At 45.2% G+C, this 18,296-nt stretch carries 14 protein-coding genes; 2 read left to right on the top strand and 12 right to left on the bottom strand.

Annotated features, from left to right (window positions below):
• Nucleotides 1-5: 5 nt before the first annotated feature.
• The 4 genes from C805_RS09215 to C805_RS26260 form a co-directional block, all read right to left on the bottom strand.
• Nucleotides 6-2,468: a glycosyltransferase family 2 protein gene (locus tag C805_RS09215; protein WP_016213554.1), complete on the bottom strand. Its 2,463-nt coding sequence runs from the start codon at nucleotides 2,466-2,468 to the stop codon at nucleotides 6-8.
• An 86-nt stretch (nucleotides 2,469-2,554) separates the two neighbouring features.
• Nucleotides 2,555-3,817: an ABC transporter ATP-binding protein gene (locus C805_RS09210; RefSeq protein ID WP_016213553.1), complete on the bottom strand. Its 1,263-nt coding sequence runs from the start codon at nucleotides 3,815-3,817 to the stop codon at nucleotides 2,555-2,557.
• Nucleotides 3,818-3,875: 58 nt separating this feature from the next.
• A complete protein-coding gene (locus C805_RS09205) occupies nucleotides 3,876-4,703 on the bottom strand; it encodes an ABC transporter permease (protein WP_016213552.1) in 828 nt (275 codons plus the stop codon).
• A gap of 3 nt (nucleotides 4,704-4,706) precedes the next feature.
• Nucleotides 4,707-4,868, bottom strand: a complete 162-nt coding sequence (locus C805_RS26260; RefSeq protein WP_022750904.1) for a hypothetical protein — start codon at nucleotides 4,866-4,868, stop codon at nucleotides 4,707-4,709.
• Nucleotides 4,869-5,110: 242 nt separating this feature from the next.
• Between C805_RS26260 and C805_RS09200 the strand changes: the two genes are divergently transcribed.
• The gene (locus C805_RS09200) at nucleotides 5,111-5,818 is read left to right on the top strand and encodes a hypothetical protein (protein WP_016213551.1); all 708 of its coding nucleotides are present in this window, start codon (nucleotides 5,111-5,113) and stop codon (nucleotides 5,816-5,818) included.
• A 200-nt stretch (nucleotides 5,819-6,018) separates the two neighbouring features.
• Nucleotides 6,019-6,498, top strand: coding sequence for a coiled-coil domain-containing protein (locus C805_RS26255; RefSeq protein ID WP_016213550.1), 480 nt, complete (start codon nucleotides 6,019-6,021; stop codon nucleotides 6,496-6,498).
• Nucleotides 6,499-6,586: 88 nt separating this feature from the next.
• On the opposite strand, the gene C805_RS09195 is transcribed toward C805_RS26255, so the two are convergent.
• The 8 genes from C805_RS09195 to C805_RS09160 form a co-directional block, all read right to left on the bottom strand.
• The gene (locus C805_RS09195; RefSeq protein WP_016213549.1) at nucleotides 6,587-8,683 is read right to left on the bottom strand and encodes an InlB B-repeat-containing protein; all 2,097 of its coding nucleotides are present in this window, start codon (nucleotides 8,681-8,683) and stop codon (nucleotides 6,587-6,589) included.
• Between the two features lie 9 nt (nucleotides 8,684-8,692).
• The gene (gene rfbC, locus C805_RS09190) at nucleotides 8,693-9,274 is read right to left on the bottom strand and encodes a dTDP-4-dehydrorhamnose 3,5-epimerase (protein ID WP_016213548.1); all 582 of its coding nucleotides are present in this window, start codon (nucleotides 9,272-9,274) and stop codon (nucleotides 8,693-8,695) included.
• Between the two features lie 29 nt (nucleotides 9,275-9,303).
• A complete protein-coding gene (rfbA, locus tag C805_RS09185; RefSeq protein WP_016213547.1) occupies nucleotides 9,304-10,182 on the bottom strand; it encodes a glucose-1-phosphate thymidylyltransferase RfbA in 879 nt (292 codons plus the stop codon).
• 68 nt (nucleotides 10,183-10,250) lie between these two features.
• Complete coding sequence (rfbB, locus tag C805_RS09180; protein WP_016213546.1) at nucleotides 10,251-11,330, bottom strand: dTDP-glucose 4,6-dehydratase; 1,080 nt, start codon at nucleotides 11,328-11,330, stop codon at nucleotides 10,251-10,253.
• Nucleotides 11,331-11,422: 92 nt separating this feature from the next.
• Entirely contained in the window at nucleotides 11,423-14,305 is a 2,883-nt protein-coding gene (locus C805_RS09175; protein ID WP_016213545.1) for a DUF5722 domain-containing protein, read from the bottom strand.
• Nucleotides 14,306-14,574: 269 nt separating this feature from the next.
• Nucleotides 14,575-16,356 (bottom strand): hypothetical protein, encoded by a 1,782-nt coding sequence (locus C805_RS09170; RefSeq protein WP_016213544.1) that lies wholly within the window; start codon nucleotides 16,354-16,356, stop codon nucleotides 14,575-14,577.
• A 40-nt stretch (nucleotides 16,357-16,396) separates the two neighbouring features.
• Nucleotides 16,397-17,440 carry an acyltransferase family protein gene (locus tag C805_RS09165; protein WP_016213543.1) on the bottom strand — a complete coding sequence of 348 codons (1,044 nt, stop codon included), beginning with the start codon at nucleotides 17,438-17,440 and terminating at the stop codon, nucleotides 16,397-16,399.
• A gap of 22 nt (nucleotides 17,441-17,462) precedes the next feature.
• Nucleotides 17,463-18,269, bottom strand: coding sequence for a glycosyltransferase family 2 protein (locus C805_RS09160; RefSeq protein WP_016213542.1), 807 nt, complete (start codon nucleotides 18,267-18,269; stop codon nucleotides 17,463-17,465).
• Nucleotides 18,270-18,296 lie beyond the last annotated feature (27 nt).

The following is an 18,296-nucleotide window of genomic DNA, read 5'->3' as shown; positions in this document are numbered from 1 at the left end:
GCAGATTATATCTGTTTCAGTGAAAAATCAGCTTTGGACAGGGTCAGATTGGGATTGTAGTAAGGATCCCCTCTGTCCATAAATTCCTGCCATTTTGTGACAAAATATTTCATTTCTTTATAATAACGCTCCTGCTTCTTTGGAGAATCTTCCAGTCCGCGGGATTTTGATTCATAGTGAAAAAGCTCCGCATATGGGTTATATACTATCAGCTTTCCAAATTTTCTGACTTTCATGCAGTAGTCAATATCATTAAAAGCCACCACCAGTTCTTCCGTCAGACCGCCCACTTGCTGATACAGTGATTTTTTCGTCATCATGCAGGCTGCCGTCACCGCGCTGTAGTTCTGTGCACAGATAATTCTGGAAAAATATCCGTTGGCCTTTCCGTCAAATCCGATAAAGGTATGGCCTGCAATTCCCCCAAAACCAATCACAACTCCCGCATGCTGAATGGTTCCGTCCTCATAATAAAGTCTGGCTCCGGTAATCCCCACGTCCTCCCGCATACAGGGGCCTAAAAGCTCCCACAGGCAGTCCGGGTTCCGGATTTCCGTGTCGTTATTTAACAGCAGCAGATACTCGCCTCTGGCAGATTCTGCTCCGAAATTATTGATGGCCGAAAAATTAAATGCTCCATCCCAGTAAACCACCCGGACTTTTTTGTTTTCCTGTTCCAGCTTTTTATAGTACGCAAAAGTCTCCGGCAGTTCGCTGTTATTTTCTATAATAATATATTCATAATTTCGATAGGTGGAGATCTCTTCAATGGAGCGAATACACTTTTCCAGATCCTCCGTATGGTCCTTGTTGGGTATCAGTATGGAAATCAGAGGCTGTTCCTTCCACTGATAGCGTGTCCGGTACAGTCCGGGATATTCTCCCATCTCAACCCTGGCAGGAATCTCCAGCCGGTCAAAATGCGCCTGTACCGCCCGCATGCCGGCTTCAAAGGCATACCGTTTGCTCTCGGGATTTTCCGCCGTGGAATTTTCATGGGCACGCCAGTGATACAGCACTTTGGGTATGTGGTAAATAGCCTGGGTGTGCTCCGTACAGCGCAGCACGAAATCGTAATCCTGCGCCCCGTCAAAGGCAGAGTCCAACATACCGGCTTTTTCAATCAGAGTTTTTTTTGCCACCACAAGATGGCAAAAGTAATTCATGCTGCAGATAAGATCCGGATTATAGTCTGATTTGAAATGAGGCTGAAAATAATGTTTTCCATTCATGGAAATTTTGTCTTCATCGGAATAAATCAGCTCTGTATCCGGATGCTTCTGCAGCGCTTTTGCACATTCATACAAAGCGTCCGGGGTAAGCAGATCATCATGGTCGGCAAACACCACAAAATCCCCCCTGGCTGCTTTCAGCCCTTCGTTGGTATTTTCTGATATCTGCAGAGGTTTGCTGTTATAAATAACTTTTATCCGCGCATCCTGATTTTCCAGTTTTTTCAGATATTTTTCCAGCGGAGAATCTTTCCCGCTTCCGTCGGACAGACAAAGTTCCCAGTTCCCGTAAGTCTGCCTGCGGACTGACTCCACCAGCTGTTCCAGATATTTTTCCGGCGTTTTATACAGGGGCACCACAATGGAAAAAAGCAGAGCAGGAGAAAAAACTTCTTTTCTCTGTTTCTCCAGTTCCTCCTTTGTGGGCATCACTGCCTGCCGGTATTTCTCATAATCGCCCTGAGGGACGGCTTTTTTCGCCAGCACCTGCATGGTTCGGGTACAGAACTGTTTGAAGCCATGGCGCTGGAGGAATCTGGCCCCTTTGCCCAGATAGCTGTTTCCCAGTACATTCTCAAAAAAGAATGTGGATACAATGGGAACCTTCACCTGACTTCTCCGGCTTCCGTCAGAAAGCTCCAGACTCACCCCGGACATTCCGCGGTGGGGCAGTACCACCTCAAATCCGCTGTCCGGCAGGGCAGAAATCTCCCGGTAAACCTGATTCACATCTCTGCGCTCATGCCAGGAAACTTCCCGGTCCAGAAGCCTGCCGCCCGGCCCTTTCACCTGAATCTCCACAGGAACTGCCGAGGCTGCCCAGCCTTTGATATAACAATGTTCCTGATCCAGTGTCACCTGTTCCAGGAAAAAATCAATTTCATTCTGAAGTTTTTGCAGATGAGGTACTTTTTCCCGGTAAACTGCGCGTTTCTGTTCTCCTTGGGAAGCCTTTTCACCATCCACCACCCAAAGTACCAGCTCTTTTTTTCCGTCCAGGGACTCCGGCAGCGTCACATAGAGAAAATATTCCTCCTCAATACCCAAATCATAAATCATATAGCGCTGCCGCACTTCCATTCCGTCATAGCTTTTCTGAATCCAGGGAAGCTCTTCCCCGTCCAGAGTGATTACCAGTCTGTCCTCCGGCTTCCTGTTATACTGCCAGCCCTGTATTACCAGTGTCTGCTTTTCTTCTATATGAAACCGGACTCTTACCACATTAAACTTTTCCATTCTGCTCTGTTCCTTATCTGATTTCCTGTAAATTATTGGAGGTTCTGCTCTGTCTCTCCTGCATTTCCCACTGAATTTTTCAGGATTTATTCTGTCTCCACCTCAGATTCCATATCAAAATACCCTACGGTATTTTTATCTGAAATAACTGCAATACTGCATACATCATACAACCTGTGGTGCACCTTAAATTCTTCCTGTTCATATCCGGTGCATCCAAAAGACAGCAGGTATTCGCCTCCCTGCAGCCTCATATTCTGGGTGAAGCTGACTGTCTGAAAATCTCCGGCCTTTTTCGGCTCTATGGGTTCACATTCTAACATGGTATTGGTACCTGTCAGTTCAATGCCCATCAGGTTTTTCAGTGTAATGGCAAAAATGGGTTCTGCCACATCCGCCAGAAACTTTACCTTCATTTTAATGGTAAACCTGCTTCCCTTTTCAATCACATTGGAAATTTTCCCTGTTTTATCCACCACTGCAAAATCAATAATTTCGGCTTTTTTATCTCCATATTCCAGCGTCTCCGGATTCACCGGCAGGCTGTCCCGCCATTTCTTCCCGGTATGGTCCGGCTGCCACAGAGAAGAATTTTCCCTGCGCTGCTCTTCCTCCTGAGCCACCAGTGCCATTTTAAACCGGTCCACCGCCTCTTTTGGAGTGCCTTCCATTACTTTGTCCCCCTTATTCAGGAGTACCGCCCGGTCACAGTATTTGGTAATACTGCTCAGATCGTGGCTTACAAACAGGATGGTCTTTCCCATCTCCTTAAATTCTTCAAATTTCCGGTAACATTTGGACTGAAAGAATACATCTCCCACAGACAGCGCTTCGTCCACAATCAGAATTTCCGGCTCAATATTGATAGCCACCGCAAAGGCCAGGCGCACAAACATTCCGCTGGAATACGTTTTCACTGGCTGATGTACAAAATCCCCGATATCTGCAAATTCCAGTATGGAGGTCATTTTTTTATCTATCTCTTCCCTGGAAAATCCCATCATGGTTCCCTGAAGATATATATTTTCAATTCCGGTATATTCGTTGTTAAATCCCGCACCCAGCTCCAGCAGAGCAGAAATCCTTCCGTTTACTTCCACAGTTCCCTGGGTCTGGCTGATAACACCTGTAATAATTTTCAGAAGGGTGGACTTTCCGGAACCGTTTGTGCCGATAATCCCCACGGTCTCTCCCTTTTTTATTTCCAGTGTGATATCATGGAGGGCCGCGTGCTCCCGGTATACCTTTCTGCGGGAAAGCCCCAGGGCGTCTTTCAGCCGGGCAGAGGGCGTATCGTATAACTTATATATCTTGCTGACTCCGGTTATTTTAATTGCTGTCTCCTGCATGTTTTTCTCCTTTATGCCTGCTTAAAATATACTCGCAGGACAGTATTTCTGAAAACTCCTACAGTACATCTGCAAAATGTACCTTCAACCGCTTAAATACTTTCACTCCCAGCAGACAGACCACCCCGGTAAAGGCCCAGAAATACAAAGTCATTCCCGGATGTTCCCAGAACCAGACTTTGTCAATAAATGCTTCCCGATATCCCATCACGATATAATAGAGAGGATTGCATTTCAGCATAATCAGGAGGAAAGAAGGGATCTTCTCCCTCATATCATCAATATTCCACATAATGGGAGTCATCCAGATCCCCACCTGCAGGGCGATATTTACAATCTGGCGCATATCCGGGAAAAACACCGACACTGCGCTGGTAAAATAACTCATGCCCAGGGCCAGCAGTAAAACCCCTGCACTGTAATAAAGGGTCTGCAGTACATAGAAATCCGGCGGATAGCCATAACACAAAAACAGCGCCGCCATAAACAGTACAAAAAATACATGTACGAAAATGGACGCGAACACCTTCACCACCGGCAGAATGTCTATATTAAAAACCACTTTTTTTACCAGATAATTATATTCCACCAGTACGGATGTACCAGCACTGATACAGTCTGAAAAGAAAAACCAGGGCACAATTCCGGCCACCAGCCACAGCACATAGGGCAGGGGCAGCTGGCTTCGCAGGGAAACCCGCATGCCTATGGCCTTGTCAAATACGAACCAGTAAATCAGTACGGTGACCACCGGCTGTACAAAGGCCCAGATGGTTCCCAGGTAAGAACCTGCAAATTTGGTTTTGAAATCATTTTTGGCCAGACTTTTGATAAGCTGGCGGTTTTGGACTATTTCCTTTAGGATATTTCCTGATGTATCGTTCATAAATTAATCCTGTTCCTTTTTATTTATAGGTGAGAAAAATTCTTTTTCCCTTCCTTTATCGCCTTCAGGGCTCCTCCCAACTTTGTTGGGCCACTCCTCTTTCGCCTTCAGGACTCCTCCCAACTTTGTTGGCCCCTCCTCTTTCGCCTTCAGGACTCCTCCCAACTTTGTTGGGCCACTCCTCTTTCGCCTTCAGGGCTCCTCCCAGCTTCGTTGGGTCCCTCCTCAAGGCATAGCATAGCATATTATACCATCATTCTCCAAAATAAGCAAATTTTGTCATCTCTTAATAATTCTTAATAATTCTCTTACCCTGACGCCATTGTTTTTTCCCAATAAATATGATACCTTTATTATTAACGCAAATGTTCTGTTTCACTCAAATATTTAATGGGAGGTCTTTATCTATGAAAAAAATACTGAAAAAATCTGTCTCTCTGCTGCTTGCACTGACAGTTGTGGCAGGCAGCCTGCTTTTTCTTCCTTATAAAGGAGATACCGCAGAGGCCGCTTCTGCCTGGTATATTCCCACTTCCTGTAAAAATATGGTGTTTTACTGCGCACCCGATGATCTTCCGGCTACTTATGTGACATTGAAGGTCTACCGTCAGGGCAGCAGCAAAAAGCCGAAAGCCTCCAGTATCAAATCCCTGACCACCAGCGATTCTTCCATTGCAAGACCCTGGATTGACAAAGCCGGTGACATTCGGATTTACTTTTTTAAAAAAGCCGGAACTGCTGATATTTCTTTTCAGATTGGCAGACAGACCCTGTCTTCCAGAATTACCGTGAAAGAGTACACCAATCCCCTTGCTTCCTTTAAAGTAGGCAAAAAGGATTTCACATCCCGCTTTAATTATGCAACAGAATATAATTATTTCCATACTTCCGATATGAAAAAGGAAATGGTTTCCATCAAAGCTGCAAAAGGCTGGAAAATTTCTTCCATGAAAATGCAGTATGGTTCCGGTACTTATGAAATCAGTTCCTGTAAAAAATCTTCCTTTTCCAAAAAGGTGGCATTTAAAGGAAACCTGGATTATATTACCGTAACCATGTATCATGCAAAAACAAAATCCTATGTTACACTGACCTGGAACTGTATCAGAGAATAATCTTTATTCATTGTTTTCTGTTTCTTTTTATCTGCATAATTCACCGGTTGATCCCTGGACTTTTCACTGATTTGTGGTATAGTTTACCTCAGACAGAACGAAGGGCTGAAAATGAAAAGATACGTGTTGCGAAACTATTGTGATATAAACAAAAAATCCGAACCCACAAAAACTCCTCATAATATTACGGAGGTGACGCAATGACAGATAATGAATTATTACTTGCCATATCAAAAATACTTGACCCTGTCAGGGAAGATATACTGGAGCTCAGAAATGATGTGCAGGGGCTTAAAGGCGATATGCAGGAACTCAAAGATGATGTGCAGGAGCTTAAAGGCGATGTACAGAAACTCAAAGGCGATGTACAAAAACTCAAAGGTGATGTACAGGAACTCAAAGATGATGTGCAGGAACTTAAAGGCGATGTACAGGGGCTTAAAGGCGATGTGCAGGAACTCAAAGATGATGTGCAGGAACTCAAAGTACGTGTGAAAAAGATTGAATTAACACAGGAAAATCTGATTTTACCGCGGCTGAATACCATAGAATCCTGTTATACATCAACATTCAGCAGATACCGGGATAGCGTTGAAACTTATGAAGCAATGAAGCAGGATCTGTCTGTTATAAAAAATGTTGTAGCTGAACACAGTGACAAACTTCAGAAAATTTCATAACTGCACAAAGCAGCGAAAAGGACGGGTAAAAGCAATGACTTACCCGTCCTTTTTCTGCCGCCTTTATGGCTGGTTTCCCATTTACCTGCTACTTCTGAATGGCAACCGTCTTTTTCTTACTCCAGGAGCCATACACCTTATTTCCTCTGGAATCCTTCTTGTATGCCCTTGCCTGTACATAATATGTTTTTCCCTTTTTCAGATTCTTTATGGTCTTGCCGGTGGATGTGGCAGTCACACGTCTGGAAGATTTCATTTTGGAATTCGTGGCATAACGGATTTCATATCCTTTGGCGCCGCTGACCTTCTTCAGGGTAACCTTCATTTTCTTTCCGGAAACATTTGTGACTTTGCTGATGGTCACCTTCTTTACAGAAACCTTTTTCCACTTCGCATAAAGGGTCATGTTTTTCGTAACTTTTTTGCTGAAATCCCACTTTGTCTTATACTTTTTACTGGTATACCAGCCTTCAAAGGTATATTTTTTCCGTTTGGGATTAGACGGTTTCTTTACCTTTTTGCCTGCTGTAACCTGCTGTGCGGATACCTTGCTTCCGCCTCCCGTATCAAATTTTACCGTATAGGTTTTTGTCTCTGCCCTGGCTGTGGTAATTCCGCTGTCCCAGAGTGTGTCACAGACAGCCACAGCATTGATAACAGTGTCCGGTTTTGCCGTAAACGTCCCTCTGTAATAAAAACATCTGGTGGCAGAAGAAGACGGAACGGCAGAGTCAATGGTATAATAAATTTCCGCTCCAGGTGTGGCTGAAGTCAGCGTTACAGCCACCTTATCATCTGTATACTGCTGAGTAATCACCGGTGCAGCCGTCTGGGCTGTGGGGGTTACATAGGAACCGATACTGTCTGCAGTTGCCCCGGAATCCTGGGTACAAACCGGCACCATACCATTATAGTATGCTTCCATTCTGTGGGATCCCTGTTGATCCAGAGCCCCGGTAATCATGGCTGTGCTGCGGTTAAAATATCCATACATCAGATCCCGTCCATACTCGCCGTCCATATCATCCCAGGTACAGTCAATCTGATACCAGGAATCATTGATGGAAACCAGATTCCAGGCATGATTATAACTTGTAACACTTATGGCGTCAATACCGGCTCCGTTCACCAGAAGAGTAAAGGCTTTGGTGTATCCGGCACATACGGTATAATCCGTAGCAAACACACTGTAAGCGCTCTGATGATAAGGATTCTGAGTCTGAGAAGCCTCCGGATTATCCAGGTTGATTCCATGATCGTACATCACTTTACGGATAATCAGATCATGGGCAATCTGAATCTTTTCCAGCTCTGTGGTTCCCGCTGCAATCTGAGCTTCCATGGCGTCAATCTGAGCCTTTACTCTGGCCGTTTCCGCCGCCCTTGCTGTTCCATTGGCAAAAGCCTCATAAATGACAGGCACCATGAAACCTTCCCCTGTATTGGAAGTTCCCAGCAGGGCACCTTCTCCCAGAAAATAATACTGAGGATTGGAATAGGTAAACAGCATAAACAGCTCGCTCATTCTTTCTTTTGAAATTCCCAGACGTTCATAAACAATCATCTCTCCGGGACCATAATAATTCCCATCTTCATCCTTAAGCAGGAGCTGTGCATTCCATGTGCCGGTCAGATATTTCAGAGAGACAATATCCAAAGCATCCCAGAACGTCCTCTCATTTTCATTCAGCCGATTATAAATATAATTGGAAGAATAGATATCCCAGGGGGAACTGTACTGCTGGGAGCCCAAAACCTTTGAGCGATACAGCAGTTCTCCATCTGCATTTTCTGTCAGATCCACGGTATCCAGAGAATCTGCCGCGCCCTCCGGCAGTTCAATTACTTTCGGCTGCTCCATTCCACCCACAGGGGGCGCCCAGTCTTCCGGAAGTTCTGTTTCCTCTTCAGGCTTAGTCTCTTCCGGCACCATCCGTGGGGCCAGTTCCTCCGGCAGTTCCAGCGGCTCAGACATATCTGAAAACATCTCTTCTGCTGCACCGGTATTGCCGTCTCCGAGAGAAACATCTTCTGCTGTGTCAGCAGCATTCTCTTTTTCCGGAATCATTTCTTCCGTTTCCGTGTCCGTGGTTAATTCCCCAGGGGTTGTTGCAAATGCTTCCGCGGAAGCCATGGTAAAAGTCATAACTCCTGCCAGAAATAAGGCCAAAATCCTCTTTTTCATTCCATCCTCCTACCTTTCTTTTTTGCTGCTTTTATACTCCTCAATACCACCCCAGACTCTGTCCTTGTCTGACAAAATCAGATCTTCTTCCCTCATGCCCTCCGGCATGGGCCACTGAACTCCGATATTACTGTCATTCCACAACAGGCCTCCCTCGTCATTGGGATGATAAAAATCGGTTACCTTATAACAAAATTCCGCATAATCGGACAGTACCACAAATCCGTGGGCAAATCCCTTTGGAATAAAAAACTGCTTTTTATTCTCCTCAGATAAAATCACTCCAAACCATTTTCCAAAGGTCTCGGAGTCTTCCCGCAAATCCACAGCCACGTCATACACCTGGCCTCTCACCACCCGGACCAGCTTATCCTGGGGATAATTAATCTGAAAATGCAGTCCCCGCAAAACGCCCTTTCTGGAGGCGGACTGGTTATCCTGCACAAAGGTACAGTCAATACCTGCCTCTGCAAAATCATTGTAATTGTAAGTTTCCATGAAATAGCCTCTGGCATCACCGAACACCGCCGGCTCAATCACTTTCAGTCCTGCAATCCCATTGCAGTCATCCGTCACTTTAATCTTTCCCATTACTTTCTCCTTCTGCCTTTCCTCTCGCCCTACAGCCCGGCAGCAACTTCCATCAGATACTGTCCGTATTCTGTCTTCAGCAGAGGCTCTGCCAGTTTTTTGAGCTGTTCCCCGTCAATAAACCCTCGTTTGTAGGCGATTTCTTCAATGCAGGAAATGTACATTCCCTGACGTTTCTGAACAGCAGATACAAAATCGGCCGCTGCCAGCAGCATATCATGATTCCCGGTGTCCAACCAGGCAAATCCCCGGCCCAGAGTTTCCACTTTCAGGTTTCCCCGGTTCAGGTATTCGTTATTGACGCTGGTAATTTCAATTTCCCCTCGTTTGGAGGGCTTTATTGTTCTGGCAATCTCCACCACATCGTTATCGTAAAAATACAGTCCCGGCACCGCATAGTTGGATCTGGGATGCTCCGGTTTTTCCTCAATGGAAACAGCTGTTCCTTCTTCATCAAATTCCACCACGCCATACTCCCTGGGATCCCGCACATAATATCCGAAAATCGTGGCCCCGGGCTGAGTTTCCGTTCGTTTTGCCGCATTTAACAGCACCTTTGAAAAACTCTGTCCGTAGAAAATATTATCTCCCAGCACCAGTGCCACCGCATCTTTGCCGATAAAGTCGGCGCCGATAATAAAGGCATCTGCCAGTCCTCTGGGCTCTGTCTGTACTGCATATGCAAATTTCATGCCAATCTGCCTTCCGTCTCCCAGCAGTTCCTCAAACACCGGCAGATCTCTGGGTGTGGAAATAATCAGCACCTCCCGGATACCTGCCAGCATCAATGTAGACAGGGGATAATAAATCATAGGCTTGTCATACACCGGCATAATCTGTTTGGAAATGGCCTTTGTCAGCGGGTACAGTCTGGTTCCGGCGCCTCCCGCCAGAATAATTCCTTTCATGCTTCTCCTCCTGATTTCATTCTGTACAAATAGCCCTGCGTCCTGCTGCAGGACACAGAGCCAATGGTTTACTTTGTATACATTTCCTCATAATATTTCTGATAATCGCCGCTGGTTACATTTTTCATCCATTCCTCATGTTCAAAAAACCATGCAATCGTCTTCCGAATTCCTTCTTTGAACATGGTTTCCGGTTCCCAGCCAATTTCAGCTTTGATTTTATCCGGAGCAATGGCATATCTTCTGTCATGGCCCTTCCGGTCTTCCACATAGGTAATCAGATCCTTGCTTACCAGCTTCCGCCTTGGATCCTCTTCCGGCAGCATTTCCTGTAAAGTTTCAAGGATAATATTGATGATTTCAATGTTCTGTTTCTCATTATGACCGCCGATATTGTAGGTTTCTCCCAGCCTTCCATGTTCCTGCACCATGTCAATTCCTTTGGCATGATCATCCACATAGAGCCAGTCCCGCACGTTTTTTCCGTCTCCGTATACCGGAAGTTTCTTTCCCTGCAAAGCATTGTTGATAATCAGGGGAATCAGCTTCTCCGGGAACTGATAAGGCCCGTAATTGTTCGAACAGTTGGTAATGTTCGCCGGAAAATGATAGGTGTCAATATAAGCCTTTACCAGAAAATCGGAACTGGCCTTGCTTGCGGAATAGGGACTGTGGGGATCATAAGGCGTCGTCTCATAGAAATAAGCCCCGTCTTCTTCCAGGGAACCGTATACCTCATCTGTGGAAACATGCAGAAATTTCTTTCCCTCTTTAAAACTTCCGTTTTCCTGCTCCCAGGCTGCTTTCGCGCAGTTCAGAAGCACTGCTGTTCCCAGCACATTGGTCTGCACAAACACTTCCGGATTTCGGATACTGCGGTCCACATGGCTTTCTGCTGCAAAATGCACCACCCGGTCAATGTCATTTTCCTCAAATATTCTGCTGATACTTTCTTTGTCACAGATATCAGCTTTTACAAAGGTATAGTTGTCTCTGGATTCCACTTCTTTTAAATTTTCCAGGTTACCGGCATACGTCAGTTTATCCACATTGATAATCCTGATTTCATCGTTATATTTCCGGAACATATAGTGAATATAATTCGAGCCGATAAAGCCGGCTCCTCCGGTCACCAGATAAGTTCTCATTTTTGTTTCCTCCTTAATTGTTATATATACAACCATTCGCTCCTGTCAGTAAATCTGAACTGTCTGCTTTTGTCTGTATTGGCTCCGAATGGTCACACATTCCGATACATTTTCCGGAGCCTGTTGAATTTGTATCCCGGCACAATTTTTTTCCAGGAAGCGGCTCCTATAATGGACAGATATTTCTTTGTATATTTATTTGTCTGTGAAGTATCCATATATTTGAATACTTTAAAGGCCTCTTTTCCGTAAATGCCCATTTTCAGTCCCTGGGCAACTTCCACAGGATGATCGGAATAACTCCGGATAATAAAAGCGTCAATCATGGGATTGCAGGCTGCAATATAATAACTGTAAGCAAGAGCCGCCGCCTGATTGGTCTCTCCCCAGGTAGAAGAGTATCCCTGCTCTGACAGAATGATACGCACCGAAGATCCATACTTTTTCTTAATGTATTTTGTCAGTACATCAATATTTTTCATGGTGATATAAGGGGTGCTCACATCTCCTGTAATTCCCAGACCATCCCAGAACTTGGTATAGGTCAGAGGCGTGGAATAGGCATGATAAGCCAGATGCCATTTCAGCCCCTTCTGTATCTTATTGAGCTGTTTGTTGAATGATTCTATCACATGCTTCGCGCTGTAACCGCCCTTTACAGACGTATTCCACAGATTATCGGTGCAGATAAAAATGTGGGCGTTGGAAGACTGGCTTCTGACCGCATAGTACAGCGCCCGGAATCCGTATGCGTATGCTTTGAAATAAGCTGTTTCTGACATACCGCCTTTATAATTCCATCCTGCCGGGTTGTTGACCTCATTTCCCAGCACCCAGTTGGAAACGCTGCAGTTTTTCTTCCCGAATACCATACCCAGGTAACAGAAAATAGCTTCCATTTTCTCTCTGGATTTATTGGTGGTCACATTCCAGGTGTAAAAAGGCGCCACCCCCCGGACTCTGGCTTTGGAGGCAATCAGATCCGTATGGCCTTCGGTCCAGTCCAGCATTACCTGCATGGTCACTGTCACATTGTTCCGGTTACAGTCCATGACAATCTCCCGGTAACTGTCCATGGGATTAAAATAATACGTTTTCCCGTTGTACACATAGGGCACCGTCCCGTTGTTGCATACCATGGAAACCGTAACATTCAAAAAAGTCTGTTTTGCCCCGCAGTTATAGACTTCCTGCAGGTTATCGGAAAACTGGATCCCCTTTTTCGTCTGTCCGGGATTGTATTTGGACTTGTTTTTTGCTGCCTTCTCCACATTTTTAACATAGGAAGTATTGCTGATCAGTTTATATTTCCCGCTCTTTTTGACAGCAATGCCAAAGGTGGAAGTGGCATATCCCTGGTTCTCTGCCGTTTTCAGATTAAATGTTATATTTTTCTTCTTGTAAACTTTGGAAGCTACTTTATATATTTTCTGATTCATGGGGTTAATATACATCAGATAGTAGTAATCATCGGAGCTTGCCACTCTTTTTTTGATGGTGGCTTTCACACTCACCTTTCCGGAGCCTGTAGCTTTGCAGGTGGTAAGTTTGGCTGAATCCGATTTTGCTTTCTCCGTACATTTTACCCATTTGGCATAGACCACCAGATTTCCGGTCTGACCCGCTTTTATTTCTCCGATTCTGTTCTTAAAGTTTGCCTTTTTATACCAACCGTCAAAATCATACCCCTTTCTGGTGGGCCTTGGCAATACAAAAGGTTCATCTGCTGTGTACGTTTTCCTGCTGGAGGAAGACAGCTTTCCGCCGTTCGTATGGTATTTAATGGTGTAGGTAATGGGCGTCCAGGAGGCATACAGGATCACTGTCCCGTCCTTTTCCGTGGTAAGGTCGTAAACCTGTGCCCCGTCGGAAAAAGCCCTTCCGGTTCCGTTCTTCTCCGTATTCCAGCCTGCAAACAGAAAGCCCTTCCGCTTAAAATTGTTCCGGTTCAGAGAACTGAATGTTCCGTACACATGGCTGCTTTCCGTCATGCTCCCGCTGGTGGCACCGTTTCCGTTGTAATTTACCCGGTAAGGATTGCCTTCCCACATGGCATAAAGAACCACCACTCCGCCGATTTCTTCCGTCAGAGATTTTACTTTCTGCTTATTCTGATAGGAAATTCCTGTTCCGTCAGGCCTTGTGTTCCACCCCATAAAGGTATAGCCCACCCGCTTGTATTTGTTATTCAGCAGAGCCTTGTTCTGGGTATAGGTAAATTCCTGTTCGTCCATTTCTCCGGTTCCGCCGTTGGCGTCATAGCGTACCGTATAGGATCCCACTTTCCAGACAGCTTTCAGGATAATCACCGTTCCGTCCTGATCTGTCAGGTTATTGACGGGATTCGCATCCTGATATGTAATATTCATGTCTTCCCATTTCCAGCTGTCAAATGCATAGCCGGGCCTGGTAAACTGACAGGCTGCCAGATTCTGGTCTTCGTCATACCGGAATACCTGGTCTGCCATTTCCCCGGAACCGCCATTTGCATCAAAATGAATGGTATAGCTAATCGGAACCCAGCATGCACTCAATGTCAGAGCTGAAGTGATTTCCGGCAGACTCTCAGGATGTTCAAAATCATATGGAACGCCTCCCTCATCCATCCAGTTCTCCAGCTTATATCCCTTCTTTACCGGTCTGGGAACCCTGGCGGCAATAGAAGCAGCTTCTTCTCCTTCTGACACCGTAATCTGACAGGAAGTATCTGCACTTCCCTCCACCATACCTCCGTTAAACTGAAAGGTAAGGATATACTCCGCCGGACTTTCCTCGCCGGCCCTGGCGGATAGCTCCCCGGAAGATTCTTCTTCAGAGGGCGTCTCATTCTGCCCGTTATCGTCTGTTCCTGTTCTGTCTTCCAGTTCTGTCCCTGGCTGCTGCATTTCAGATGGTTCCAGGGCATATAACGTTTCCACTTCTGTCTGAAACAGAAGCATTATTGCTAAAAACAGCGTCATAATACGTTTCTTCATAGTTGTCCTCTCTTCTGTCTCTCATATCTTTTTCCATTGCATATAGTTACTTATCATTATATCATTTTCATTACAGAAAACACAAGTAAAATTTAAAAGGCCCTCTGCCAGCAGTCAGTTTTAATTTTCAAGGTACAGTCCTGTCCCTTCTTTATACTGAAAAAATGTGATACAAATATGATAAACTGCAGAGCACAGTAATTTTTCCCTGTGGTAAAAATTACTGTGCTCTGTTTTTCCTGACTGTTCTTAAGCCTGTTGCAGACAGGTTATTTTCTGTTTTCTGTTTCTGCTATAAACACTTTATCATTCTCAAAAACCCAATGGAAAGAATCAAAATAGTCCTGATGAAGCAGGTATACCGGATGGGTTTTGCATATGACAAAATGCTTCGTTTCCTTATGATTCAGCTTATCCATAATATCATTCATTCCAAAATCCCAGGTATAGTAATCGGAAGAATCCTCTCCGGTCAGAGCCTCGTACCAGTAACAGTATTCGTAATTGTCAATCAGGGAAATCAGCGGAACATTTTCCGTCTTTCCCATATTCTCCATTACATAATTGCAGGCTTCCAGATAATCCTTGTCAAAAACAATCTTCCGGTTTCGATACTCTGTTACATTGTGATAATAAATATCAAACAGTTCGGAGGTACGGTCTCCATAGCCAATCCCCCTGTTCTGCACCCGTTCCTCCAGATTGGTTACGCTGATTCCAAGCAGGATGACTGCTGCAAAAAGCCCTGACAGAAGCAGATCCCTGGCTTCGTCGTAAATCTCCACCACTGCCTGGGCAGTGATAATAAATCCCAGCATCCAGACCGGATAGTAAAATTTAAAATAGTAATAAGCCGAGGCTTTCTCCAGTACTGCAAGCACGCCGATGGAAAGCACCATGGCCAGAAAACACAGGAAAAATATCATAATTTCATCCAGATGCTTTCGTTTGACAGATTTGATCAGCCTGTAAATCACAAAAGGCATCACCCATATAAAATTGATGAACAGCTCTCCGTAAATTCCTCCCTGCAGATTTAAGGCATCACCGATGGAAAGATTCTGCTTCTTTAAAAACAGAAAATAGCAGTAATATACGGACATGATACAGGGAATCAGGAAAATCTGTAAGGATATTTTTACCGTATCCCAGGAGAATAACGTATTCTTTTTGCAAAACCACACACAAAGACAGACAAATACCGCCACATAGCTGACCGGACCAAACAGCATATAACACATGGTAATGGAAGTACAGCCTGTCATCATAAGAAACAGCCCCGTTTCCTTTCGGATATTTCCCGCCGCAAATTCCTTTACCAGCGTAATAATATATTCAATCAGCAGAACTCCAATGCCCCAGTAAAAAAAGCATAACAGATAGCTGTGCATGGGATAACCGAACACATAGGCAAATCCTATGGTAATCCCCAGTATTTTCAACACGGTTTTATTCAGGTAATCCCGGATCATGGTCATAAAAAACACTGCTTCCAGAATAAACATTGCCCCGTCTACCATCATAAAAACCTTATAAGTGCTCACCTTTTCAATGAAGGGGAGAAAGATTTCCGTAATCAGCGCATTGTGCATGGGAGCAAAATACATGGTATCCAGTTTCCCGGTTCTCACAATGGTCAGAGAATTGCGCATATGCACTGCCGCGTCACTGTTATTAAACACAAAATCCATATGTATGGTAATACGGTTCAGCAGAAGCAGGAAAATCACCCCTGCAAAAATACAGGTATAGATAATATCGTATTTTTTCCATTCATAATTCTGGGTTTCCCCGTCCTTTTTTATCTTAAAAAACACTGCCGCCGCCGAAACAAGATAAATGGCGCCCATACTGACAATATTTACCGGTATATGCAGCATATTGATGATTCCGCCGCAAAAAGCACCCCAGCACAGCAGGGAAATGAAATTCATCATCACCCAGATTACCCCGTTTAAAGGATTCTCTGATTTTTTTATACGGAATATTCCCACATACAGCAAACTGACACTTACCACAAAAAAAACTGAGCTTATGATCGAACCTTCCATGTTGTATTCCTCTTATCCTTTCTTCTTTCGCACGCTTCCATTACTTTTTCATCTCCGGCTGCTGCCCGAACCGCCTGCCCAGAGGCTGCTCCACCAGCCGGTTCAGCAGAAATCCCCCCAGAACAGCTGCCGGCAAAGTCAGCACTGTATTGAGATATGGATTCATCCGGCCGCCGAAAGCCTGACAGAGCATCTGCTGAATGGGCCAGCCCAGAAGATACATGCCATAAGAAACCTCTCCTCTGCGGGCAAAACCGCTGAACTTATGTTTCGTTCCGAATCCCAGCCAGGCCAGCAGATAAGGAAGACAGAAGAAAATCACAGGCTCCAGAAGATGGACCCCGGCGGCTGCCGCAAGGAAAACCGCACAGACTCCCGCCAGCCAGGGACGAATCACAATTTTCTCCCGGTATATGTAATATATCATTCCTGCAAAAAACAGCCCCACCGGGCGCAATGCCGCACTCAGCACGCCGGAACCCGCCAGCAGTTTTACCGCTCCCAGATATCCTGCAGCAAACAGCAGGATCATCCACCTGGCATTTTTTTCATTCAGAAAATGAAGTTTCCATGCCAGAAAGCACATGATGTAGCACAGAAATTCCACCGGCAGAGTCCAGAGAGGCCCGTTTACTGTGGGGTTATAAATATTGTCCTGAAATACTCCCGGCAGCTCGTGTACCAGTACCATCACAGAATTCAGCAGGTATTTAAAAGTGCCTGCATCTGTAAAATATTCTCCAGGACTCAGCTTTGTCAGAATGGGGCCTGCCAGAAAGGTCAGCCCGAAAGTCACCGCTGCCAGACAGGGAATAATCCGAAGGAGCCTGGCTTTGAAATAAGGCCCGGCCCCCTGCAGCCGCTCTGCGCTTTTGCTGATAAGAAATCCGCCGTAAAAAAAGAAAATACAAACCGCCAGATTTCCAAAATGTATCTGGTCATCGGTAATTCTCCCCAGAATGTCCACATGCCCCTCTCCAAGGCTGACAGGAAAGGCATGGCAGAGAATGACCAGCGCTGCCGCGCAGAATCGGATAATGTCCAGATTATTCTCTCTCCCTCCGGTTATTTCGCTTAATTTCATAACTCCTCCTGATTGTGGACAGTCAATAATACTTCGCTGTCTTTGAGTAAAAATGCATGATAATCTTTACCACCCATTTTGGCCAGAAACGGCCCAGGATTTCAGATTCTTCCTCATATCTGGCATTGGTATGGGCAAAGAGCTTCGCAGTGGCATTTTCTTTATTCATCCGGTGATACAGCAGTACCTGGCTCACATACACAAAATCCCCTTTCTGTCTGGAAAGGCGCTGCCACAAATCCCAGTCCATAGAGGCTTTGTACCGTTCCCGGAACAGTTCATGGGGCATTTCCTTCATTACACAGACCACCGTAGGATGGGTAATGGGATCTCCCATACACTGAATCAGCCATTTTCCAAATCCGGTGCCACCCAGTCCCGGTACTTTCAGAGGAAGGAGCATAATCCGTTTGATTTTCACCATAGTGGAGGGCTTTTTGTCCACCACATCCTCATGCATTTCCAGATAATCTGAAAAAGAAATAATGGGTCTCCTGCTGTGATTCAAAGCATCCAGATTTTTCTCCACAAAGGTTTTTGCAATTAAGTCATCCTGATGAGCCAGCATACACAGGTCTGTCTGCGCCTGTTTCATGGCAAAATTGTAGTCCTTTACATGGCCGCCGTCCGGATTGACCCTTATTTCAATTTTATATTTTTCCGCCAGTCCCCGGATATGGTCATTGGGAGTGGAGGTGGAAATCAGCACCCTGGGCTTCACCGTCTGCCTTTTAACGGCCCGGATACAGTTTTCCAGATATTCACAGGTTCCGTAGGCACAGATAACAACTGTGATATCCCTGCCTGTATAGTTATGATACTGTCTCATGGTTCTGTCCTTTCTTCTCTCAGAAAT

Source organism: Eubacterium sp. 14-2 (assembly GCF_000403845.2).
Lineage (GTDB): Bacteria > Bacillota > Clostridia > Lachnospirales > Lachnospiraceae > Petralouisia.
The sequence above is the reverse complement of the archived record's forward strand: the minus strand, read 5'-3'. Positions and strand labels throughout refer to the sequence as shown.

What these genes read in the sequence shown, in the direction of transcription:
- rfbB (WP_016213546.1), bottom strand. Translation starts at nt 11,330, where the DNA reads ATGAGAACTTATCTGGTGACCGGAGGAGCCGGCTTTATCGGCTCGAAT.
- C805_RS09170 (WP_016213544.1), bottom strand. Translation starts at nt 16,356, where the DNA reads ATGGAAGGTTCGATCATAAGCTCAGTTTTTTTTGTGGTAAGTGTCAGT.
- rfbC (WP_016213548.1), bottom strand. Translation starts at nt 9,274, where the DNA reads ATGGGAAAGATTAAAGTGACGGATGACTGCAATGGGATTGCAGGACTG.
- C805_RS09205 (WP_016213552.1), bottom strand. Translation starts at nt 4,703, where the DNA reads ATGAACGATACATCAGGAAATATCCTAAAGGAAATAGTCCAAAACCGC.
- C805_RS09160 (WP_016213542.1), bottom strand. Translation starts at nt 18,269, where the DNA reads ATGAGACAGTATCATAACTATACAGGCAGGGATATCACAGTTGTTATC.
- C805_RS09215 (WP_016213554.1), bottom strand. Translation starts at nt 2,468, where the DNA reads ATGGAAAAGTTTAATGTGGTAAGAGTCCGGTTTCATATAGAAGAAAAG.
- rfbA (WP_016213547.1), bottom strand. Translation starts at nt 10,182, where the DNA reads ATGAAAGGAATTATTCTGGCGGGAGGCGCCGGAACCAGACTGTACCCG.
- C805_RS26255 (WP_016213550.1), top strand. Translation starts at nt 6,019, where the DNA reads ATGACAGATAATGAATTATTACTTGCCATATCAAAAATACTTGACCCT.
- C805_RS09165 (WP_016213543.1), bottom strand. Translation starts at nt 17,440, where the DNA reads ATGAAATTAAGCGAAATAACCGGAGGGAGAGAGAATAATCTGGACATT.
- C805_RS09175 (WP_016213545.1), bottom strand. Translation starts at nt 14,305, where the DNA reads ATGAAGAAACGTATTATGACGCTGTTTTTAGCAATAATGCTTCTGTTT.
- C805_RS09195 (WP_016213549.1), bottom strand. Translation starts at nt 8,683, where the DNA reads ATGAAAAAGAGGATTTTGGCCTTATTTCTGGCAGGAGTTATGACTTTT.
- C805_RS09210 (WP_016213553.1), bottom strand. Translation starts at nt 3,817, where the DNA reads ATGCAGGAGACAGCAATTAAAATAACCGGAGTCAGCAAGATATATAAG.
- C805_RS09200 (WP_016213551.1), top strand. Translation starts at nt 5,111, where the DNA reads ATGAAAAAAATACTGAAAAAATCTGTCTCTCTGCTGCTTGCACTGACA.